The sequence below is a fragment of the Acinetobacter sp. YWS30-1 genome (assembly GCF_033558715.1).
Taxonomy (GTDB): Bacteria; Pseudomonadota; Gammaproteobacteria; order Pseudomonadales; family Moraxellaceae; genus Acinetobacter.
Map to the genome: position 1 here is coordinate 2,672,126 of NZ_CP114606.1, position 21,419 is coordinate 2,693,544.

22 protein-coding genes are annotated in these 21,419 nt (G+C 42.1%); 6 read left to right on the forward strand and 16 right to left on the reverse strand.

Annotated elements, in window-relative coordinates; genetic code table 11:
* Positions 1-23: 23 nt before the first annotated feature.
* Entirely contained in the window at positions 24-1,154 is a 1,131-nt protein-coding gene (locus O4M77_RS12705) for a hypothetical protein (protein WP_104425665.1), read from the reverse strand.
* Between the two features lie 332 nt (positions 1,155-1,486).
* On the opposite strand from O4M77_RS12705, the gene O4M77_RS12710 reads away from it, so the two are divergent.
* Positions 1,487-2,371, forward strand: a complete 885-nt coding sequence (locus O4M77_RS12710; protein ID WP_180016567.1) for an EamA family transporter — start codon at positions 1,487-1,489, stop codon at positions 2,369-2,371.
* Between the two features lie 72 nt (positions 2,372-2,443).
* On the opposite strand, the gene O4M77_RS12715 is transcribed toward O4M77_RS12710, so the two are convergent.
* From O4M77_RS12715 to truB, 3 genes are all read right to left on the reverse strand, one after another.
* Entirely contained in the window at positions 2,444-2,911 is a 468-nt protein-coding gene (locus tag O4M77_RS12715) for a hemerythrin domain-containing protein (RefSeq protein WP_179992156.1), read from the reverse strand.
* 127 nt (positions 2,912-3,038) lie between these two features.
* Positions 3,039-3,806: a sulfite exporter TauE/SafE family protein gene (locus O4M77_RS12720; RefSeq protein ID WP_004787054.1), complete on the reverse strand. Its 768-nt coding sequence runs from the start codon at positions 3,804-3,806 to the stop codon at positions 3,039-3,041.
* 15 nt (positions 3,807-3,821) lie between these two features.
* Positions 3,822-4,727 carry a tRNA pseudouridine(55) synthase TruB gene (truB, locus tag O4M77_RS12725; protein WP_175966195.1) on the reverse strand — a complete coding sequence of 302 codons (906 nt, stop codon included), beginning with the start codon at positions 4,725-4,727 and terminating at the stop codon, positions 3,822-3,824.
* 153 nt (positions 4,728-4,880) lie between these two features.
* Between truB and O4M77_RS12730 the strand changes: the two genes are divergently transcribed.
* The 3 genes from O4M77_RS12730 to O4M77_RS12740 all read left to right on the forward strand — a co-directional run bounded on the left by O4M77_RS12730 (position 4,881) and on the right by O4M77_RS12740 (position 8,563).
* A complete protein-coding gene (locus O4M77_RS12730) occupies positions 4,881-5,909 on the forward strand; it encodes a lipase secretion chaperone (RefSeq protein ID WP_180011163.1) in 1,029 nt (342 codons plus the stop codon).
* 505 nt (positions 5,910-6,414) lie between these two features.
* Positions 6,415-7,425 (forward strand): esterase/lipase family protein, encoded by a 1,011-nt coding sequence (locus O4M77_RS12735; protein WP_180130830.1) that lies wholly within the window; start codon positions 6,415-6,417, stop codon positions 7,423-7,425.
* Between the two features lie 169 nt (positions 7,426-7,594).
* Positions 7,595-8,563, forward strand: coding sequence for a lipase family alpha/beta hydrolase (locus O4M77_RS12740; protein WP_034704494.1), 969 nt, complete (start codon positions 7,595-7,597; stop codon positions 8,561-8,563).
* Positions 8,564-8,623: 60 nt separating this feature from the next.
* On the opposite strand, the gene rplS is transcribed toward O4M77_RS12740, so the two are convergent.
* From rplS to ispH, 12 genes are all read right to left on the reverse strand, one after another.
* Positions 8,624-8,995 carry a 50S ribosomal protein L19 gene (gene rplS, locus O4M77_RS12745; protein ID WP_004787066.1) on the reverse strand — a complete coding sequence of 124 codons (372 nt, stop codon included), beginning with the start codon at positions 8,993-8,995 and terminating at the stop codon, positions 8,624-8,626.
* A gap of 171 nt (positions 8,996-9,166) precedes the next feature.
* Complete coding sequence (gene trmD, locus O4M77_RS12750; protein ID WP_323713526.1) at positions 9,167-9,916, reverse strand: tRNA (guanosine(37)-N1)-methyltransferase TrmD; 750 nt, start codon at positions 9,914-9,916, stop codon at positions 9,167-9,169.
* A 42-nt stretch (positions 9,917-9,958) separates the two neighbouring features.
* Positions 9,959-10,507 (reverse strand): ribosome maturation factor RimM, encoded by a 549-nt coding sequence (gene rimM / locus O4M77_RS12755; protein ID WP_004787070.1) that lies wholly within the window; start codon positions 10,505-10,507, stop codon positions 9,959-9,961.
* A 21-nt stretch (positions 10,508-10,528) separates the two neighbouring features.
* Positions 10,529-10,786, reverse strand: coding sequence for a 30S ribosomal protein S16 (rpsP, locus tag O4M77_RS12760; RefSeq protein WP_092820170.1), 258 nt, complete (start codon positions 10,784-10,786; stop codon positions 10,529-10,531).
* 138 nt (positions 10,787-10,924) lie between these two features.
* Positions 10,925-11,368 carry a type IV pilin protein gene (locus O4M77_RS12765; protein ID WP_104425655.1) on the reverse strand — a complete coding sequence of 148 codons (444 nt, stop codon included), beginning with the start codon at positions 11,366-11,368 and terminating at the stop codon, positions 10,925-10,927.
* Complete coding sequence (locus O4M77_RS12770; RefSeq protein WP_104425654.1) at positions 11,355-11,894, reverse strand: type IV pilin protein; 540 nt, start codon at positions 11,892-11,894, stop codon at positions 11,355-11,357. Before O4M77_RS12770 ends, O4M77_RS12765 begins: the two co-directional genes overlap by 14 nt.
* Before the next feature lie 9 nt (positions 11,895-11,903).
* On the reverse strand, positions 11,904-16,292 hold the full coding sequence (locus tag O4M77_RS12775; protein WP_323713527.1) for a hypothetical protein: 4,389 nt from the start codon (positions 16,290-16,292) through the stop codon (positions 11,904-11,906).
* A gap of 69 nt (positions 16,293-16,361) precedes the next feature.
* On the reverse strand, positions 16,362-17,048 hold the full coding sequence (locus O4M77_RS12780) for a pilus assembly protein PilX (RefSeq protein ID WP_323713528.1): 687 nt from the start codon (positions 17,046-17,048) through the stop codon (positions 16,362-16,364).
* Complete coding sequence (locus O4M77_RS12785) at positions 17,048-18,073, reverse strand: PilW family protein (protein WP_323713529.1); 1,026 nt, start codon at positions 18,071-18,073, stop codon at positions 17,048-17,050. Before O4M77_RS12785 ends, O4M77_RS12780 begins: the two co-directional genes overlap by 1 nt.
* Complete coding sequence (pilV, locus tag O4M77_RS12790; RefSeq protein WP_323713530.1) at positions 18,066-18,548, reverse strand: type IV pilus modification protein PilV; 483 nt, start codon at positions 18,546-18,548, stop codon at positions 18,066-18,068. Before pilV ends, O4M77_RS12785 begins: the two co-directional genes overlap by 8 nt.
* Positions 18,549-18,566: 18 nt before the next feature.
* Positions 18,567-19,007, reverse strand: coding sequence for a pilus assembly FimT family protein (locus O4M77_RS12795; protein ID WP_323713531.1), 441 nt, complete (start codon positions 19,005-19,007; stop codon positions 18,567-18,569).
* A 161-nt stretch (positions 19,008-19,168) separates the two neighbouring features.
* On the reverse strand, positions 19,169-20,119 hold the full coding sequence (gene ispH, locus O4M77_RS12800) for a 4-hydroxy-3-methylbut-2-enyl diphosphate reductase (RefSeq protein WP_180104150.1): 951 nt from the start codon (positions 20,117-20,119) through the stop codon (positions 19,169-19,171).
* A 135-nt stretch (positions 20,120-20,254) separates the two neighbouring features.
* Here ispH and gmk point away from each other — a divergent pair, with 135 nt between their 5' ends.
* Both gmk and rpoZ read left to right on the forward strand, forming a co-directional pair.
* Positions 20,255-20,878: a guanylate kinase gene (gene gmk / locus O4M77_RS12805; protein WP_004787090.1), complete on the forward strand. Its 624-nt coding sequence runs from the start codon at positions 20,255-20,257 to the stop codon at positions 20,876-20,878.
* 77 nt (positions 20,879-20,955) lie between these two features.
* Positions 20,956-21,237, forward strand: a complete 282-nt coding sequence (rpoZ, locus tag O4M77_RS12810; RefSeq protein WP_004650579.1) for a DNA-directed RNA polymerase subunit omega — start codon at positions 20,956-20,958, stop codon at positions 21,235-21,237.
* The last annotated feature ends 182 nt before the right edge of the window (positions 21,238-21,419 follow it).

The following is a 21,419-nucleotide window of genomic DNA, read 5'->3' on the forward strand; positions in this document are numbered from 1 at the left end:
TTTTTTAAATGACCTATTTAATTTTAGCGTGGCGTTGCATCCTTAATAGCTGTATTTAATGTTGTAGCTGCTGTCACATTATAGCCATCACATGCCGAAGCAAGATGGTCATACAGGTAATCTGTCCATTTGAGCATTAGAGGAGTTGCACCCTCTTCCCTTAAATTGTCCAAGGCAGCTTTTCTTGCTTGAGCAATATAATCGGCATGATCAATATGCTCTCCATGTTCCGAGAAAGTACTGGAATAAATTTCACCCTGATATTCGATCGCCCCAAAGTATTTATAATATTGCTGCGCATCGTCTTTATATTCGGCTTTTTTAAATTTCAGGTTAGCCATCGTGCCATCTAAAATGGTTTTCGCCATCTCTTGAACAGACTCGCCTGTCTGCCATTCAGCCAGTGTACGATAGCCAGTTTTGATATCCGGATCAAATTCAATAAATTCTTCCTCAGGATGTTCCGCCAGAATACGGAAACATTTAGATCCGTTCGGGAAAGTACGCGCCTTCTGTAAACCGACAAAATTGGTAGCAAATTGATTGTAATATTTACGTTCAGCATCCGTGGTATCAGTATTAAAGAAAACCCTGGTCTCGGTATCGTCATACATCTTCACGACAGCAATATTGGTACGTTCAGTTAAGGCTTTACCTGACAGGTCATACCACTCCAGGTGTCGATGATTACTGATGTTATTTTCCGGAATAGTGACGGGACGACTGGTAAATTGTTCAGAAGTATTTTCCAGTACTTTTTCCAGTTTATAACCTAATGCTGTACGGGCACGATCTGCAGGGAATACGCCTTTTTCTGTGACATAAATTGGGAAGGTCATATCTTCATCAAGATCATATTCAGTATCAACAGTCCGGTTATCATCTGCATACAAGATGCCGTCAGTGATTTTATTTTTATGACTGGCCAATAGAAGCTTTTCCGACTCCATATCTGAAGCATCAATATTCGGCAGGTTGAACTGATAGGTATAGAATTCAGAAATCGTATCTGATGTTCCATCACCATTATCCGGGGTTCCAGGATTGGTTGGGGTTGGTTGGCCTGCGACTGGCTCGTTATTATCAGAATCAGAGCCACCACATGCAGTCAGCATAAGGCTCAAGACAGCACAAGAGAGTAATCTTAATTTCATTATTATCTACCTTATTATTTTTTGATCGTTTTATTTTTCATTGTTATTTTAAAGTTGACCCAAATCATGAGGTCTAAGCCATTTTAATAAATATAAAATTAAGATCAAATTAAAAATTGATTAATTTGTAACCACAATCTCATCAACAATTAACGTTGAATTTAATTTTTTCGATGGGGGATAAAATCAAAAATTTAAATCCACTGATCCAAAATCTGCTTCGTATTCACAAAATATTCTTCTGCCCTACTCATCAAAAATTAACCAGTTTGATATACTTCCGCTTTCTTCTGTATCTCGATTATACCCTTCTGGTATAAGTAGTTTCTCCCATGCCAAACGTCCAACTTCTTGCTGTATTGTACATGGTTCTCTCCATGACTTCATACCAGATCAGTGCATCCTTCGCCAAGCAACTTTTCCTGGTGCTTGACCCGATCACTGTCACTATTTTAAGACTCTGCTTTGCCGCCATTATTGTCTGTATCATGTTCCGTTCCTGGAAAGTTATCCGACGTTTACAATTCCTGAAATGGCGGGATCTGCTCTGCTATAGTGCTTCTCTAGGCGTGATGAATATCCTGTTCTACATGTCGCTGGGTAAACTCCCGCAAGGAATTGCGGTCGGACTGGAATTTATTGGCCCGCTAGGCTTGGCCTTAATTTCGATTCAGAACCGTAAGGACTATGTCTGGGTATTACTGGCAATTTTAGGTATTGTGCTGATGGTGCCATGGGGGGAAGCCAATAGCAGTAACTTTGACCTGTTTGGTGCAGCCTGTGCCTTAGGGGCCGGCCTCTGCTGGGCGCTGTATATCTATTTTGGGCAACGCGTGGTGCAGCAAAATATCGGCATGCATGCACTGACGATTGCCATCAGTATTTCAGCCTTGTGTTTGCTACCAATCGGACTATATAACAACGCCTCTGCTTTGATTGATACTCAATATTGGGGCAAGGCCATTACCATCGCAGTGCTGGCAACAGCCATTCCTTATGCGCTGGATTTAAAAGCGCTTCAGCACTTGAATAAAACCAGTTATGGTACGCTTTCCAGTCTGTCTCCAGCTCTGGCGGCACTGGTAGGTTTTATTTTGCTGGGTGAAAAAATTACGCTACTTCAAACCGTCGCACTGGTTTGTATTATGCTGGCTTCAGTTGGCGTGACCATGCGGGAAGCACGACAGCAATATAAAACCCGGAAAATAGAAAGCTGAATAAATAAAAAAAGATGGCACTCTGGCCATCTTTTTTTGTCATGAAAATTTGAATTTAAATAAATTTAAATATTAGCTTTTAACCAGCATGTCTTTTTTCATTTCTTTATAACGCTGATATTCAGTTTTGTACTGATCCGCTAAAGCCTGTTTTTGTTCATCTCCCAGAATTTTTCCGGCCTGCTGGAAGAAAGCATGCTCTTCTTCTTTCAAATGATGATGTACCTTATCTGACAGTTTCTTGGCAATTGCAATCCAGCTTGGGCTACTAAATTCAGTTTCAGTCAGTTCCTCAATCATTTCATCCATCTCATGATGTTCTGCCAAGGCGTGACGGGTAATGTTCAGGCCGGGATCTGTCATCATCAAGGGAATATAAAAGTAACGGTCTTCTGCGGTTTCATGCGCAAACAGTTCATTCTTCAGCTGCTTGAACAACTCACGACGTTCTGGCGAATCCCCCGAAGTTTGCAGTAATTTTTCTGCCAGATCACGCTGGATTTCATGACTTTCCCTTAATGCTTCAAAAATGGTGGTCATGTAATTTTTCTCCTGTTTTTGTCATGCCTTTGCTCCAGCATAGAGTGAAACCGGCAAATGGTCAGGAATATTTATAAGGCGAATTTGTATAAAAAACTTTAATATTGAGAATAGTTTACATCTATTTTTAGGCTAAAAACATCTGATAAGCCATACGGCAAATCAGCAAACTGACCAGGATCAGAAACAGAATCCGGATAAAACCGCTGCCATATTTAAAGGCCAGTTTAACCCCTAATAGTGATCCACAAATATTCGCAGCCGCCATCATGGCACCGACTAGAAACAGCACATGACCTGTAGGAATAAAGAAACTCAGTGCCGCCAAGTTGGTAGTGAAATTGGCAATTTTCGATAAAGCTGAGGCATGCAAGAAATCCACGCTCAGATAACGGATAAAGAAAAAGATAAAGAAACTGCCCGTGCCTGGGCCAAAAATTCCGTCATAGAAACCGATAGCCAGGCTACCTAATGCTGCCAGTATCAGCATCTTTTTATTCAGCTTTTGCTCGACATGTACCCGTCCGAATTGCTTTTTCATGAAGGTATAAATCGCAATCACGATCAGCATGATCAGCACAAAAGGCTTGAGAATATCCACCGGAATCAAGGTGACACTGGCTGCTCCAATAAATGAGCTAATAAAGCTGCACAGCGCAATTACACCAAGTAAAACCCATGGCAGCTTGACCTGTCTAAGATAGGAAAAGGCTGCCGAGCCTGTACCGAAAATAGAGGCTAGCTTGTTAGTGCCAAATACTGTGGCAGGTTGCAGCTGCGGCAGACTGCTCATAATCGCCGGGATCTGGATCAGACCACCCCCACCGACGGCAGCGTCAATCGCTCCGGCCATAAAGGCAAAAAGCACCAGACTGAGGATAATCTCAATATCCATTGTTATTCAACGCGCCTAGAGATTAAGGACACGTTTGGGTACCAGACGTTTTTTATCTGTGATTTCAGCCAGGCCTAAGCATTTCTCGCCATCAAAAACCAGCACCTGTGGCTCTGCCGGATGGTCGATATTACTTTCCATACCCCGGCTAAAATATTCTGCACGGCCTTCCGGTGCCTGAATCTGCGGGAAATGCTGTACCGGTGCATAAGCTGGCAGTAATAGTGCTTCACGTTCTGCCTCAGTCAAGCTTTCCAGATATTCAATGGTATAGCTTGGAATAAGGTCAAAATGACCAGTTTGAATCCGGTGCAGATAAGTCAGATGACCATAAGTACCAAGTGCTTTCGCAATATCTTCGCCGAGTACCCGGATATAAGTGCCTTTGGAACAGGTCACATCCAGCGTAATGCTATTTTCAGTAAAAGATAAAAGCTCAATTGCATAAATGGTAATTGGACGTGCTTCACGTTCGATTTCAATGCCCTTACGCGCCAGCTCGTACAGCGGACGACCTTCTTTTTTCAGAGCCGAATACATCGGTGGCACTTGCTGGATCTCACCAACAAACTTGGCAATTGTCTCCTGAATCAACTCTTCATTCAGTTCAGGGACTGGTTTTTCCAGCAGAATCTCTCCTTCGACATCACCTGTCGTAGTGCTATGTCCCAGAAAAACTGTGGTCTGGTAACGTTTGGTTGAATCCAGCAGATAATGCGAAAACTTGGTCGCCTCACCCAGACAGATCGGTAAAAGACCGGAGGCCAAGGGATCTAGTGCACCAGTATGTCCAGCTTTTTGCGCACGATATAACCAGCGTACTTTTTGCAATGCAGCATTCGAGCTGATGCCTAGAGGCTTATTTAATAGAAATACACCGCTGATATGACGACGCTGAATTTTAGGAGATGAAGCTTTCATGGCAAAAAGTCAGACATTTTATAAATTGGCGCAATGGTAAAACCCCTGCCAATTATTTACAACTTTTCTACAGCATATAAGGTGCAATATCTCCTATCCTGCCGAATGCAAAATTTAAAATAATCCGATAATTAAAATAAAGGTGCATAGGATATGCAGAAATATAAACTATGGATCGTGATTGCGCTCATCGTATTGTGCTTGATTACCCTGATTCTATGGCTTGCGCCCAGGGATGAAGCACAGGCACGTGTCTCGGGCCCGCAATCCACCAATGAAAGCAGCGCTCAACAGGCAGCAGCACTGGCCAATGGCCCCGTAAATAATATATTCCCGAGTCCAAGCCAGCAGGATACGGAAATTAATTGCCAGATGCAGATGGATGCCAGTAATCGCCTGATTGTCAATGAACAGACCCGTAACTGTTTTGAATATTTTATTACCCAATATGGGGAAAAAACCCTCGAACAAATCCAGCGAGATTTTAAAGCCTATATTCAACAAAATTATCAGGATCCTGCACTCTCACAAGTTCTGGATCTTTGGGATCGTTATATCCAGTATCGTCAAGGTTTGGGAGAACTGACTCCACCTGCAGGTCTGGATCAAGAAGATCCAGCTTACTACCGCAGTATCTATGCCAGCACCCAGAACCTGCGTAAACGCTTTTTCTCTGATTATGAAATTGAAGGACTGTTTGGCACTGAAGATACCTATCATGAATATACCTTAGACCGGATGGCAGTCATGGCGGATAAAAAGCTGAGCGAAGCAGAAAAAGCCCAGAAGCTAAAAGAACTGTTTGCGCAGTTACCGCAGGACTGGCAAGAAAATCTGGAGCAACTGAATAAACTGGAAGATCTGCGTAAACTCACCGCTGATATTAAAGCCCGGGGTGGTTCTGCGGAAGAAATCCGTCAGATGCGCCTGAATCTGGTCGGTCCTGAAGCAACCCAACGTCTGGAAAAACTTGATGATGAACGTGCGAATTGGAAATCCAGTGTGACGCGTTACTTGGGCGAGCGCGATAACATCCTAAAAAGTGGCCTGAGTGAAAATGCCAAACAGCAGGCAGTTGATCAGTTGCGTCAGAAACATTTCCAGCGCCCTGAAGAACGGCTTCGTGTAGGTACATTTGAACAGGTACATGATCAGGGTGGGACCCTACCCTTTGCCAATTAATTTTCAGCTAAAATTGCTCATTGACGCCGTAGCTACACAGTACTGCTACGGCGTCGAATATCTTCTCTTATTCCCTTTTTTTTGTCTCATCTCTTATATAAAAACAGTAACGCTGACCCTCTATTTTGAGAGTTTGACAGAGCCATTTCTCTCTGAAAGCCTTGATTTTCTTGGGCTGATTACTTTTTTTAACATTGTTATTTGTTTCTAACTATTTCAACCTAAACATTCATCAATCTTATATTTCAAGGAGTTAACAATAAAATACATACGTATATAAATTGCAAATTTATGGACTCATAAATGCTCATCGGGCATGGCCCGAAATGACATGGAATTGGCTCATCAGCATGAAAAAATGCTTCTGCTTCAAAATAATAATTTTTGCACGTGATTGAAGATTAGGTCTGCATGATCGAGGTATTCAACTTCAATATTTATCGTGCATCAATACTCCCGAGCAATGATTGCTTTTTATAACAATAAAATGAACAAAGGAACGGTTATGCGTACTTTTATCAAAACAACACAGATGCTGGCGCTTTCCTTGGCAGCAGGCCTCGGTTTTGGCTTTTCAACACAAACCCAGGCGGTAGCAAGTGCAGTTCAGGTCACTGAAAAAGCCAAATCAGACTATGCCAAAACCAAATATCCTATTCTGATGGTGCATGGCTGGCTAGGCTGGCAACGCATAGGTACTGATACCATTGGCTTAGATTACTGGTATCAGATTCTGCCGGATATGGCTCGTAATGGCTCTACCGTGTTTGCCGCCCAATTGTCGCCTGCCAATACCACGACCCACCGTGGTGAACAGCTCATTCATCAGGTCGATGAAGTGCTGGCAATTACAGGGAAGGAAAAAATCAATCTCATCGGTCACTCCCATGGTGGCCCGACTGTACTCTATGTGGCAGCGACTCGACCGCAGCAGATTGCATCCATTACGGGGGTTGCAGGCACCTATCATGGCTCTAAAGTGGCCGATGATATTCAGAACAATACTCTTACCCGCACTGCTTTTAATGTTCTCGGTGATTATATTATTGGGCCACTGATCGCACTGGGACAGTTCAAACCTGAACTGGAAATTGATTTCGATGCATCCATGAAATCCCTGACCCAAACTGGCTCCAGCTCTTTTAATGCCAGCGTGGCCAAACAGATGGTGCAGGATGGTGTCTTAGCCTCCACAGAAAACTGTAACAAGAACCTGAAATCAAAAGACCGTAACGGTATCTATTATTATTCTTGGACCGGTGTGGCTCAAGCGACCAATGCACTGGATATCGATACCATCCTGATGCAGCTTGGCCCTTTATCTTACGGCAATAAAGACAACGATGGCATGGTTGCCCGTTGTAGTGCATTCATTGGTAAGGTGATTAATGACCAGTACAAGCTGAACCATACCGATCTGGCCAATATGATGTTTGGTCTTAAAGGCCTGTTTGCTCCAGATCCGGTGGCGATGTACCGTCAACATGCCAATCGTTTAAAACTTCAGAATCTATAATTTTCATCGCCCTTATATCTACGGATATAAGGGCTTTTTCGTTATTTTCACTTAAAAAAATAGGGAGATAAAACACTCAAAACGCTTAATGGGTCAGCTTTTCAGCTGGCTATTCCCCACATTATGGCGAGGATCGCCTTAACACAACAACAAGAATGAGGAAATAATGATGAAATATGGAGTATTAACGACAGGTCTGCTCATGGCAGCGGCCTGCTTTACGGCTCATGCCTCTACCCAGGCCAGTCAGGTGACGGCGAAAGCCAGTTCACAATATGCCAAAACCAAATATCCGATTGTATTTTCACACGGCATGGCGGGTTTCATTCGGGTTGGCACTGACCAGTTTGGACTGGACTATTGGTATCAGATTTTACCTGATCTGGCCCGTAATGGTGCGAATGTTTGGGCAACGCGAGTCTCCCCTTTTAACTCATCTGAAATTCGCGGTGAACAACTTTTGGAGCAGGTCAAGGAAATTGCCGCAATTACCGGAGCAGATAAAGTTAATCTGATCGGACACTCACATGGTGGCCCAACAATTCGTTATGTAGCAGGTTCAGAACCTAAACTGGTGGCTTCATTAACCACAGTAGGTGCACCGCACAAAGGTTCACCGGTTGCAGACCTGATTCTAAAAGCTGAAGGGACTGCTATTGAAGCGCCACTGGTCGGCACAATAAATCTGGTTTCTAAAGCCATTACCTGGGCTCAAGGCCTGGACCCAAACTCTTATCCGCATGATTCACTTGCGGGTGGCAGCAGTTTAACGGCATTGGGCTCTGCGAACTTTAATCAGAGATATCCCATTGGTATGCCGACTACCACCTGTGGTGAAGGTGCATATCAACAAAAAGGTATCTACAACTATTCATTCACAGGTGTAGGCCAAGTTACCAACCCGCTCGATCCTGATTCAGCACTCAAAGTTACAGCCCTGCTCATTGATGGCGGCAAGGAAAATGATGGTCTGGTCTCCCGCTGTAGTGCCAAATTCGGTAAAACCATTCGGGATAACTACAACTGGAACCACCTGGACGAAGTGAACCAGTTACTCGGGTTAAAAAATGTCTTTGCTCCAGACCCAGTCGATGTTTATCGCCAGCATGCCAACCGCTTAAAACTGCAAGGTTTATAAAATATAAACATAAAAAATGCGCCCAAAGGCGCATTTTTTTGCAGATAAGCAAGGCTAAAATTAACCTTGTTTACGAGCTGGCAATTTTTCACGAATACGTGCAGCTTTACCAGATAATTCGCGTAGGTAGTAAAGTTTAGCACGACGAACGTCACCACGACGTTTCACTTCGATTTTAGCAACGATTGGAGAGTGAGTTTGGAATACACGCTCAACACCAACACCGCTAGAAATTTTACGTACTGTGAACGCAGAGTTCAGACCACGGTTTTTCTTAGCAATGACAACGCCTTCGAACGCTTGTAGACGTTCACGGTCGCCTTCTTTTACTTTTACTTGGACAACTACTGTGTCACCTGGTGCAAAAGCTGGGATGTCTTGTTTAAGCTGAGCATTTTCAACAGCTTGTACTAAAGGATGCTTACCGCTCATGGGGTATCTCCAATATGTGCGAGTCAGAAGAGGTCTGATTATCGCTGGGTATAGAGGCTGAATCGCATAGACCCGATTGACTTTCCCTTTATGCTTGACCGCTTCAATGCATAAAGAGCCTATTTTAAATATTTAAACAACATTGCTTAAATACAGATTTGGACAACAGGTTTAGTTGTTGCCACTTTTTAAATCTTTTAGCCATTTCTTTTGCTGCTTGGTCAGTTCAACTTTTTCTACCAATTCAGGCCGGCGTTCCAAAGTGCGCTGATATCGCTGCAAAAACCGCCATTTATCAATATTGGCATGATGTCCCGATTTCAAGATGTCCGGTACATCCATACCTTCAAAATGGTCTGGCTTAGTATATTGTGGGCAATCTAACAGACCATCCACAAATGAGTCTTGTACGTGTGATTGTTCATCTGACATTGCACCCGGAAGTCTCCGGATAATACTGTCCAATAAAACCATCGCAGGGAGCTCACCACCCGATAACACGTAATCTCCAATCGACCATTCCTGATCAACATATTTCTGGATCAAACGTTCATCGACACCTTCATAACGTCCGCACAATACAATCAGTCCGTCATATTTAACGAAGTCCTGTACCGCAGGTTCATTTAAGGTTTTTCCTTGCGGTGACATATACACCACAGGAACGTTAACTGCACCCGCTTGCGCTGCAAGCTCTTTGGCACGATGAATTGCTTTCGCTAATGGCTCAGCCATCATCACCATACCGGGACCACCCCCAAATGGACGTTCATCCACCCGTTTGTAATTCCCTTCAGCAAATTCGCGTGGATTAATACAATGAATTTGCATCAAATCACGTTTTGCTGCGCGCCCGCTAATACCGTAGGCTGTAATCGCTTCAAACATTTCAGGAAAAAGCGTAATGACTGCAAAGAACACCGCAGACTCCTCATTTTCCTGCTGCGTTAATCCTGTTAAGGATTAATAATCTACGCCCCAATTTACGTAGATACGACCAGCTTCAAGATCAACACGCTGTACCACATCTTTATGCCATGGAATCATTCGCTCTTCGCCATCGACGCTGTCAGCAGTAGCGCGAACCACCATCACGTCATTGGCACCTGTCTCAAACATTTCATGGATTTGACCGAGATTCACTTCCTGTTCTTCTTCATCCAGACCTAACACAGTTAGACCTTTCAAATCAGACCAATAATACTCGTCCACACCTGGTTGAGGCAGTTGCGATTTAGATATCCAGACATTAGCACCCACCAGACCGTCTGCTGCGGTACGATCACTCACACCTTTTAGCGAAACAACCAAGCCCTTGCCATGTGGTTTCCAACGTTTTACATCGACAATTTGCCAACCTGCTTTGGTCTCAATGTACCAAGGAAGGTAGTCAAATATGTTGCTCATAGGTTCTGTATTGGAATAGACCCAGAGCCACCCATTTAATCCATATGCTGAACGTAACTGTCCAATCTGAATACGATCTTCGGGAACATTCTGTGTTGGTGTCATGGGCTACCTGCTACCTTAAAATTAAGCAGCAGCTGCAGCTTTCTTCGCTTGAGCAGCTAAAGAAGCAACACGTTCAGAAGGTTGAGCACCTTGAGCAACCCAGTGAGCAAAACGGTCAGCATCTAAACGAAGTTTTTCTGCTTTACCTTGAGCTGTAGGGTTGAAGAAACCGATACGTTCGATGAAACGACCGTCACGTGCATTACGGCTATCAGTCACAATGATTTGATAGAACGGACGTTTTTTAGCACCACCGCGTGCAAGACGAATAACAACCATGATAGAACCTTATAGTTTTTACGGATTATTCATGTACCGACCACCGGAACACTTCAAACCCCTTTCATAGAGGGCAATATTTTACGCGAAGTTTGCCCTGAATGAAAGATCAAAACGTATTTATCCGCAGGTTTGAATTTATTTCTCTGACCAAGCAGAGCAAGTATCTGTTGTTAAAGGTGAATCCTTACCTTTAAACCAGCATTGGCGCCCTGACTGATCTAAGCTTAAGGCACCATTCCCTTTTTGTGCAGCTGTTGAAATAGGCAAAGCTGACAGGGTATATGCTTGATTTGATGCATCAATTGCCAAATTAATATTGTATAAAGCTTGATGGCTTGGAAATGTACTATTTCCTCCAATACTCGCCAATGTTGCATTTCGATAACTATGATTAATCGCCTTATAACTTTGCAAACGCTGCGCAAGTTGCATCAGCTCCGTTTGAACCTCTACACGATTGGCACGGACTTTATAACTAGTATAGGATGGCATCGCAATTGCAGCCAAAATAGCAATAACAGCCACCACAATCATGAGTTCAATCAGTGTAAATCCGCGCTCTTGATTACCAGTTTTCATTATTTGTAGTCCCACAAGTATATGTTGATACCATATCTGGAGTCCGAGTTTGACAACGCACACCTTCACTAGTCAACAATAAATCATAATTACGTGGTTGTTTTAAGGTTGTACCTGTTTTAGCACGCTCAACCCGTATCACCCAGTTTAAACCACGTACAGAACTTGAATCTGCGGTTTCATTACCATCTGCGCCTCTTTGTATAGATAAAGGCTTCTTGGTGGCTAAATCCAATAAAGTAAGGTTGAATTTAGTATCTGAACCATCTACAGGAATTGCTAAAGTGCCTGTGGATGGTGCATAACCTGTATATAAGTAGGTTGCATCAAAACCTTTATAGCTGAAGTTTTTAGCTTTGAATTTTTCTAGCTCTGTCGCTATTCGCAATGCTTCTTGCTTTGCTAAAGCAAGATCTTTACGCTGAATATATGCGGCATAACTCGGAATCGCGATGGCTGCAATGATTGCGATCACAACGACCACAATCATCAGCTCAATTAGGGTAAAGCCTTTCTTAAATTGCATACTCACCCCTTAACGCGACTCATACCAGCGCATTTGCTTGAGTTTCACCTGTGTATCAAACAACTGGCATTGAGGTAAGTTTTTATTGGCAGGTAAACTACAATCCAGTGCAGATGGCTCATCACGATTCACCACTAAACTCACTGTATTTTCCTCATCTCCATAACCCAGGCCTAAACCTGTACCCAAAATACCTGCACCAAGTTTTACCCGACCTGGTTTATTTCCAGTACCTGAATAGAAATTACACTTCCCTGTAGGTAAACAATATTGATACAGATAAGAGTCACCCGCTACACCTGCACCACAATTTCCGCCAATACCAGTACCATCACGATCATAAACATTGACATAGAGCATGCCATCTAGAGCATACAAGTCATTCATACCTTTATAACGACCTGCTTTTGCACTATCAAAATAAGCTTTCCAGCCACCATTTAAGGTATTATTTTGACCACGACGTGGCACACCATTATCAAAGTTAAGTTCGGTTAAAGTTTCATCATGAGTATTTAACGAAGTTGAAGATTTATATAAGTCCTGACGTGCTACATCATTGTCATACACTACAAATACGGCATCGTTAGCACTTACTGTGGAGTTTAAACCAGCTAATGGCGAGCTACGGTTACCTGAACTAAATGCAACTGCAGCAAAGTAGCTCCCATCATCTTGATGAATAGAAACACTTGGCATTTCATAGAAACGAGGACTTAAACCCGAACCCTGATGCTCTGTAAACAGACGAACTACGCGTGTTGCAAAGTTTGCTGTGTCTGCTGCGTGGTTATTAAAGTCGACACGGAATGCCTGTCCACCTAAGTCACCAAAATACAGATGATCGGTTAAACCATCACCATCACGGTCAATGGCATTAATTTGTGAAACAACGCTATATTTTAACTCATTATTCTGAGTAAAACGGCTGGCACCTGTTTTTTCACTATCACTCGCCCACCAGAGTAAATCGCCATTGTGTGCATCAAACATATACACACCATTCCCTTTGGTTGAGCTTGGGTCTGCATTATGAGTTTCATAAACAGGGTCGTAACCACCACCGACAAACATTACAAGCTTGCGTGTATCGCCCCAATTTACGTAAGCAAGAGTCGGTTTTGACCAACTTTGCCCCATTTGTTTGAGTGCAGCAGAAGCATTATCTGCATCTGGATTGATATGGAATTTCAATTCAGGCTTTTCAATGTCAGTTAAGTCTAGCGCATAGTAACTTTTGCCACCCATACGCAAACCACCATACACCCACTGCATACCAATCAGGTTCTGTGCATCTTCTTCATCACTTGCCTTACGCCCAGAATCTTTCACTGTTAATGTTCCATCACTTTTTGAAACATATTGGGTGTGTGCAACCCAAGGGCCGTCCACACCATAGAACAAATTGTTTTTACCCGAACCTGTATATTTGCCACTACCTATAAATGCATTTTTTTGATTTTTCATCATTTCATGCGGTACAAAGGCAAATACTTCCTTGCCTTCGTCATCTACCACATGCAACGCACCTTGCGTAGAACCAAACATCAGGTAATCTTTACGACCCGTTGTAGTTAACTTACCATCTACAACCGTAATTTTTCCTTCTTGGGTCAGCATGACTGGCGTGGAGTGCATCACACTTCCAAGCTCTCGGTACTCTTCTTTACTGGTTAAATCAGCTAAACTCGCAATGCTCTCTGTAATACCTACATCATAACCTAGGAAATTTAACCAATAGTTTTTATCGGCATCATACTTAAATTTGGCAATTTCATTATTCTCTGCAAATAAACTCAATAAACTCACTTGTGCCAAACGATCACCTGAAACAGCGGTTTTATCCGCTTTAATCACTCGATTGGTGAATACTTTACGTTTTGAATTTTGCTCGCCATTTGCGGCAACTAAAGTGCCCAGTGGTAATTGACCTTTAACACCATTGGTCCATAAACCTACGGCATCTTTATTGAGCGCACCTGTACTTAAAATTAAACGTTGTAAGTTTTTGTCGACCAATTCGCCATTTCTTAAATTGTATTTATTTAAATTCCCCGCCCAAAGCTGGGTATTCTCCTGAGGTTTTGGCTCAAAAGCTGCATAATATCCGTATGGCTGCAACTGAACTGGATTTAAGCTGTCTACTGGAATAGTTGGACTACCTGTTGCAATAGGTTCAAAGTCTGCCCCAGCTTTTTTTACAAAATCAAGAATACTGTTTTTAATATCTTCTGATTTTTCAGCATAGTAGAATCCACCATCACCATATTCTGCACTACCCCACAAACAGGCATTTTTTGCATCTTGATTTGGTGCACTCTCACAGTCGTAAGTGCCATTCGCATTTTTAGTAATACCTGCAAAAGATGAACCAAAACCAACTACCGCTGTTTTGATACTCATATCTGCAGGGTTCTTCTGAGTGTTGGATAATAACGTACGATTACGCAATTTTTTCGCGTAGGCACCTATATATTCCCAACCACCTGTTTCACCCGCAAATAGATTAGATTTTAGCGGTACAGGCTTTAGTACATCACTACTATTAATATCAGGTCTGCCTGAAAAAGCATAAGTGCCATTGGATAATGAGTGATTCATAATCGTGCGTGCCATAGTGTCTTTAGTCGAGTTTGGCGCACCGTCTGTTAAGAAATAAATCCCATTGCCATCACAGCTATCGGTCGACCCTCCTGCTTTATACTTATTGCCCTCTTTTGCATCAGAAGTGGAATATACAAAACCACCAGCATTATCAATTGGTTGGATCACTGTTTCTGTTGTGGTTATATCTCCCCAAGAGCGAGCTACAGCATATTCTTTTTGTTCGCATCGTTTCTTATTTTGTGTCATATAAGTCCGATTATTATTCATATTATAGGTTTCATAATGCGGTTGACCTTGTGGGTTTCGTGCATTTGGAATAGGGTTTTGACCTATTACAGGATACAAACATTTACCATCCTTTATTTCATCAGAATAGGCTTCTCTACTCCAATTACCACTTTGAACACATAACGACGTCCAGCCTGATAACACATTAAATCCACTTGGGCAGTCTTGAAAACCCTGTGTTGTCACTTGTCGCGTTACAGTTCCACTTTTAATAGAAAATGGACTGGTACGATATGACACGATACCAATTGTTCCACCTGCATAACCTGTCCACACTGTACCAACAATCGGCTCAATATCCATAGGTTCATTATTAACTTTCATCCAACCGCCATAACGCCAGCCTTCTGGTAGTTGGGTAAAAGTATTCCATCCTGTTTGCATATCAGCAGTTTTTAATCTGCCATCTGCCTCTCTAATATTATGAGCGCTATACCAAGCATTTACTTCATTTCTAAAATCATTTTGAGTCGTGATTCTTATCCAACCAGTCCCCGCTGCATTAGGTTTATAAACACCGCCATTCAACGTTCCTGTTGTAATCGTTTTTCTGTCACTATCATGTCCAGGCCAATTATTGATACATTGTTGTACTGTTGCACCTAAAGCTGTAGTGGTTGTAGTCCCGACCTCTACGCAAATAAAATAAGCTTGCTCTGAGCCATTCTGCATGGCCATATAACCATCGTAAATAGTATTGACCTGTCCACTATTTGTACCCGTGCCACCTGTGGTGGTTCCCATCATATACGCACCTGCTTCTGCATAAGCATGTACGGTTGGGGTACCACTTGCAGCTTTGGTGACATTTGGATAATTTTTACTGGATAGTTTTAGATTTGAATTAGCCGTACCATCTTCATTCGTAATCGTATCCAATGATTTAATTGCTGCAATTTGTCGTGCAATTTTGATTCGTTGAGCAGTGTCTAGTGGTGCATTAGGTACTAAAATACGTCCTGAGTGACCATCAGTAAGTCGATTTGACACATTACCAATGGTTAGCTCTGTTTTAGATGAGAATTGCCCCAATCCCATCACAACATCGGAACCCAATTCATCACTCGCTAGTAATGGTAAAATTGCATCTTTTAAACGAGAGAGTCGATCATATTCTTGCACCCATTGACCATTGATTTGCTTGCGACACCCACGAACATAATAATCAATCAGGGTTCCATCAATGTCCACAGTCTTTTTGATCGCTGTTCTGTTAGTAGCAGGGTCTTTTAAATTATAATGCCACTGATAGATATTGGAAGTTGTAGAGCCGTTATTATGATATTCGGGTACAGTATCTCGACCGCATAATGCCTCAGTCACATCACCTGGACTGCCATAGGCATTGTTTTTTGGCAAAACCAACGAACTAATTCCCATACTCCCAGAGGTATCCAACATTAAAAGAATATTGGTTTTACCCTTGGTTGCATCCTTATAAATTTCAATATCACTCGCAACCGAAGTTTGAATACTTCCACACAATGCCCATGTCATCATCATTGACACAGTTGCAGAAAGAACTTTTTTATTAAACTGTTTCATTTGTTAATCCTCACTGATGCTGTTCAACTACGACACTAGTTGCGGCTGACCACCAACTACATAGTCTGCACGTTGCGTGTTATAGGGAATATTTAAATTTTCAAAACAGCGCGATACATCTGCGGCACGCTCTCTAAAACAACCTTCAATTTCAGATTTAGTTGCACCAGAAAAGCTTGGCAGTACAGAAATTACTGTCACACTAATGCTGTTCGATACCACAGGTAAACTACTTGAGCCAATACTGGTGTTTTGAGCTACGTGTGCAAATGGCACTACATTGTCTATATTTTTCTTTAAATAGACTTGCGCCAAAACAGCTGAACGCCCTGTTGCAAATTGATTCGCCTTGCAAAAACCTGTTACACCAATTTTTGTCTTTGACCCTGTACGTGAAATCGCACTGGCTTGGTTCATAGAAAAAAATGTGTTTTGTGATGCACGGTAGCAAAACACCAACTCATCTTCAGCATTAGCAGCGGAGTTAAAATAGCTATACATACCATCTTGGGCTAATTGGCGCGCCACCTGATTTGGGTTTTCCAAATTAAATAATGCCGCATTACTGTTTTCTAAAAGCAAAGCCTGTACTTGGCTGTTTGTTGCCAGTCTTAATCCTAAAATCCCAGAACGAACGGCTAATGTACCTACCAAGGTAATTAAAATCAGAATGACCAAAACCACAATGAGCGTTGCACCTTTTTGTTGTTTCATTACGATGCTCCCAATGTATTACGCAAACCAACCACTTGAGTGACCAGTTGACGTATGTATTTTTTATTCAAATTCGCATCACCATCGAACACCACTGCAGTTGCGGCGCCTGGGAGGGTAATGGTTTTATTATTTAAACCAGCATCAGCCCCAATATTAGTCGCCGATCGCGCTACTACAGACACCTGCAAGGAAATCACTTGTAGATAATCTTTTTCTGCGGTAATGGATGACATTAAAGTTTTATATTGATCTATCGTGACATAGCGCAATTGATTGTTTTGTGGATTTTTCACCCCCAAAAGTACCTTAAAGGCATCAATATTTTGCATGAGTAGTTGTGCATTGCTACCCAAACCATTAATCGCACTATCACCCGCATTATAATGCCCTGCATCACAGTACAGCCCGTAACGATCCAAACCATCACTGCCCTGCTGTGAGGTTGGTAATTTTGCTACATAGTAACGCTGCACCATGGTTGGGCGGATTGCTTGGGTATCCTCATTAGCTTTGGCGGTTGTAAATCCAATTCTATTGCCTTCGCAATCATACATATCTGTATTGCTTAATAATCTTTCATTAATTTTCTTGGTAGCATCATTTGGGTCAACATCTGATGCTTCTTCAATTTGATACTGTGGCACAAACTGAATCACGAGTTGATCGCTATTACCTGTGGTTGCATCTTCTTGTAAGTTCTGCTGACTTAAAGCAACATCATCAATCAATACCGCATGTAAGCTTGAAGGGTAGTTTTCTTTAGCAAAAATCACACCCGAACCTACAATCTTATTATTAATTTTTTGGTTAGATGGTGTATTTAAATTAGCGTGTCGCAAGTCATGAGTTAGCATTGCCAAACCAAAATTTGAGTTTTGCTGCACATCGCCCATACCCAACTGAAATCCTAAAGATCGTTGTGCGCTGAGAAAAATAGCGGTCGCTGCACTGACCACCAACAAACCAATTGCCAAGCCAATCATCAGTTCAAGTAAAGTAAAACCTTTCTGAAGCTTAGTCATGGTTATAAGCCTCCATAATTATGCATTGTGCATTTGGGTTATACGCTGTTCCATTGGTACAGTGATTACCCCCACTCCCATTGGTTGCTGTGGTTGTATCCCAAGCCACATACACACATTTTCTTTTCAGTGTTGAGCCCTGACAGTCGTGCACGGCAATCGACATGCCTAAATCTTCTGCACGCAACTGTACTTGTTGAAAATCGTAAGCTGCCATTTGACTACTGCTACAAAAATTTGCAGCACAATCTATCACGGTTGCATTTGCCTTATATTCATTTAATCCATCACGATTCATACGGATACGTTCAGATAAATCTCGTGCAATATTCATAGCTTGAATGTTTTGACCTGCGTCTGCACTGGCAGAAACTGCCCGAATTTGCAAAGCAGTAAAGCCTAGCACTGCAATTCCAAGCAGCACCAATGCCACTAAAACCTCGACCAAGCCAACACCATGTTGATTTCTTATCATTGTTCTAGCCTCATCATATTAATTTGGGCATGTGCTATTTGAGCGTTCATATCGAATCGAACCGTTTTTAAAAAACTCGATGACCGCTTTTTTTGAACTATCTTTTTGATGCTGCAAAATAAAACACTCACGATCATTCGCTGAAACTAAAAAGCCAAACATATTGTAGGTCAGGCTATTGACTGGTTTGGTTGCCCAGCTGGTATGTTGCTCTGGCAACCACTTGAACTGGCCGTCTGTTACCGAAGCATCTAATGCCAACTTCTGTTGTTTTTTGGTAAATACAGCTTCGGATCGTGCCATTGTAGCCAATTCAATAATAGCTCTTGCATCGCTATGTAATTGGTTCTTACGAATCAAGCTGGTCATTGAAGGAGCCGCCATCATCGCGATAATCGCCAACACCGCAATGGTCACCATCAACTCAATTAAGGTGAACCCGTTTTCTTTTTTTCGCATACCCCCCCCAAGACACAGACTTTCCCCTATTAAAAATAATATCTATAAATTTTACAAAACCTACACAGAGTAGATAAAAGGCATAAAAAAACAGATAACTGTCATATTATAGCTATCTGCTTATTTTTTAATAAAAAATAAATTGTTAAATAGTTAACAATTTAAGCCTGTGTTACAGGAATACGTAACTCTTTTGGCAGACTAAATGTAATATTCTCTTCTCGCCCATCCAGCTCTTTGGGTGCCTGTGCACCCCAATCCTGTAAACGCTGAATCACCTGCTTAATTAAAATTTCCGGGGCGGAAGCACCTGCAGTTACCCCAATTTTAGAAATATTGGTAAACCATTCCTGCTTGAGCTCATCTGCATTATCAACCAGATAAGCCGATTTACCCATACGTTCCGCGAGTTCGCGCAAACGGTTTGAATTGGATGAATTTGGTGATCCTACAACCAACACAACATCGCAACGTGCAGCTAAATCACGTACAGCATCCTGACGGTTTTGTGTCGCATAGCAAATATCATCTTTGCGTGGACCTTGAATATTCGGAAATTTTTTGCGAAGTGCATCAATGACTTTCGCTGTATCGTCAATTGACAAAGTTGTTTGAGTAACAAAAGCGACTTTTTCAGGATTATGTACCACTAAAGCAGTAACATCTTCTTCATCTTCGACCAGATAAATGTCACCGCCATTACGTTTATCATATTGCCCCATGGTGCCTTCAACTTCTGGATGGCCTTCATGACCAATCAGAATCGCTTCTACTCCCTCACGGGCATATTTGGTCACTTCAATATGCACCTTGGTAACCAATGGACAGGTCGCATCAAAAACTTTTAAACCACGGCGCTCGGCTTCCTGTTGTACAGCCTTAGACACACCATGTGCGCTAAAAATTACGATATTGTCATCTGGAACTTCATCTAGCTCATCGACAAAGATCGCACCGCGCTGGCGCAAGTCATCAACTACGAATTTATTGTGGACTACTTCATGACGCACATAAATGGGTGGATTAAAGCATTCTAGGGCACGGTTCACGATCGCAATGGCACGATCCACACCGGCACAGAAACCACGCGGGTTAGCTAAAACAATTTCCATAGAAATCCTCAATACTCACTCAATTTATGGCGCTACAATTGGAATAAATGTAAAACAATCGACGTACAACTATTTAGTTTAAAGCCGGTCTACTCTAAAATAGAGAAGATATTTTATCATATCAGGAAAAATATCATGTCGGGTCTCTTGTTTGTCGTTTCTGCAGCGTCTGGAACGGGCAAAACATCCCTCGTTAAAGCATTACTTGAACGCGTCAACAATCTTCATGTTTCTGTTTCTCATACGACACGCGGTCAACGACCTGGCGAACTCGATGGCGTACATTATCATTTCTCGACTAAAGAAGACTTTTTAAACCTGGTCGAAGAAGGTGGTTTTATTGAATATGCCGAAGTCTTTGGTAATTATTACGGCACAGCGCAAGCGACTGTAAAAGAACAACTTGCCAAAGGTCATGATGTATTACTTGAAATTGACTGGCAAGGTGCACAACAAGTTCGTCGACTTTTTCCTGAATCTAAACAGATTTTCATTCTTCCGCCAAGCCAGTTTGATTTGCGTCAGCGTCTTTCCAACCGCGGTACAGACTCTGTTGAAGTGATTGAACACCGTCTTAGCTGTGCAGTCGAAGATATGCAGCAGTATGTCAACTTTGATTATGTCATTATCAATGATGACTTTAATAAGGCATTACATGATCTTGAATCTGTGATAATTGCCAATCGATTGGTCCTTTCCCAGCAAGCGACCCGCCATGAAAAATTGATCCAGGCTCTAATTACTCCAAGCGAACAGTGATTAAAACTTGAGTCTCCAGACAAAGCATTTTATACTGTGCAGTCTGTTGAAATTTACTATTCAAAACGAGAATTCTTATGGCACGCGTAACCGTTGAAGATTGTTTAGACCATGTAGACAACCGCTTTGAGCTTGTACTAGTGGCAAGCAAACGCGCGCGTCAATTGGCACGTCAAGGCATTGAACCAACTGTAGAATGGGACAATGACAAACCGACTGTAGTCGCTTTACGTGAAATCGCTGCAGGTCATGTATCAAAAGATATTTTGAAACAACGTGATCAAGATTATCAAACTTCAAGTTTAGACCTTGCACTTTCTGCAAATAATCTAAATTTAGATGGTTTTTCTTTCCAATAAGAATAAATCATTCCAAAAAGCCTAGTTTTAAACTAGGCTTTTTTTGTTCTGTGACTTTTATATTTTGCGCAGAACGGTTATAACATAAGGGTTAGCTCTAAAGTCAGTATAAATTTTTCACTTGTTGATATGAAAAAACTGACCCACTTTATGTTATACATTTCATACGAGCTTTTTCTGTT

Coding starts and splice junctions, on each gene's coding strand:
- rplS (WP_004787066.1), bottom strand. CDS start 8,995: ATGAGCGGTAAGCATCCTTTAGTACAAGCTGTTGAAAATGCTCAGCTT.
- O4M77_RS12715 (WP_179992156.1), bottom strand. CDS start 2,911: ATGACCACCATTTTTGAAGCATTAAGGGAAAGTCATGAAATCCAGCGT.
- O4M77_RS12770 (WP_104425654.1), bottom strand. CDS start 11,894: ATGCAATTTAAGAAAGGCTTTACCCTAATTGAGCTGATGATTGTGGTC.
- O4M77_RS12720 (WP_004787054.1), bottom strand. CDS start 3,806: ATGGATATTGAGATTATCCTCAGTCTGGTGCTTTTTGCCTTTATGGCC.
- O4M77_RS12730 (WP_180011163.1), top strand. CDS start 4,881: ATGCAGAAATATAAACTATGGATCGTGATTGCGCTCATCGTATTGTGC.
- O4M77_RS12740 (WP_034704494.1), top strand. CDS start 7,595: ATGAAATATGGAGTATTAACGACAGGTCTGCTCATGGCAGCGGCCTGC.
- rpoZ (WP_004650579.1), top strand. CDS start 20,956: ATGGCACGCGTAACCGTTGAAGATTGTTTAGACCATGTAGACAACCGC.
- O4M77_RS12795 (WP_323713531.1), bottom strand. CDS start 19,007: ATGCGAAAAAAAGAAAACGGGTTCACCTTAATTGAGTTGATGGTGACC.
- truB (WP_175966195.1), bottom strand. CDS start 4,727: ATGAAAGCTTCATCTCCTAAAATTCAGCGTCGTCATATCAGCGGTGTA.
- O4M77_RS12710 (WP_180016567.1), top strand. CDS start 1,487: ATGCCAAACGTCCAACTTCTTGCTGTATTGTACATGGTTCTCTCCATG.
- rimM (WP_004787070.1), bottom strand. CDS start 10,507: ATGACACCAACACAGAATGTTCCCGAAGATCGTATTCAGATTGGACAG.
- pilV (WP_323713530.1), bottom strand. CDS start 18,548: ATGATAAGAAATCAACATGGTGTTGGCTTGGTCGAGGTTTTAGTGGCA.
- O4M77_RS12735 (WP_180130830.1), top strand. CDS start 6,415: ATGCGTACTTTTATCAAAACAACACAGATGCTGGCGCTTTCCTTGGCA.
- ispH (WP_180104150.1), bottom strand. CDS start 20,119: ATGGAAATTGTTTTAGCTAACCCGCGTGGTTTCTGTGCCGGTGTGGAT.
- O4M77_RS12705 (WP_104425665.1), bottom strand. CDS start 1,154: ATGAAATTAAGATTACTCTCTTGTGCTGTCTTGAGCCTTATGCTGACT.
- O4M77_RS12765 (WP_104425655.1), bottom strand. CDS start 11,368: ATGAAAACTGGTAATCAAGAGCGCGGATTTACACTGATTGAACTCATG.
- O4M77_RS12780 (WP_323713528.1), bottom strand. CDS start 17,048: ATGAAACAACAAAAAGGTGCAACGCTCATTGTGGTTTTGGTCATTCTG.
- O4M77_RS12775 (WP_323713527.1), bottom strand. CDS start 16,292: ATGATGATGACATGGGCATTGTGTGGAAGTATTCAAACTTCGGTTGCG.
- gmk (WP_004787090.1), top strand. CDS start 20,255: ATGTCGGGTCTCTTGTTTGTCGTTTCTGCAGCGTCTGGAACGGGCAAA.
- O4M77_RS12785 (WP_323713529.1), bottom strand. CDS start 18,073: ATGACTAAGCTTCAGAAAGGTTTTACTTTACTTGAACTGATGATTGGC.
- rpsP (WP_092820170.1), bottom strand. CDS start 10,786: ATGGTTGTTATTCGTCTTGCACGCGGTGGTGCTAAAAAACGTCCGTTC.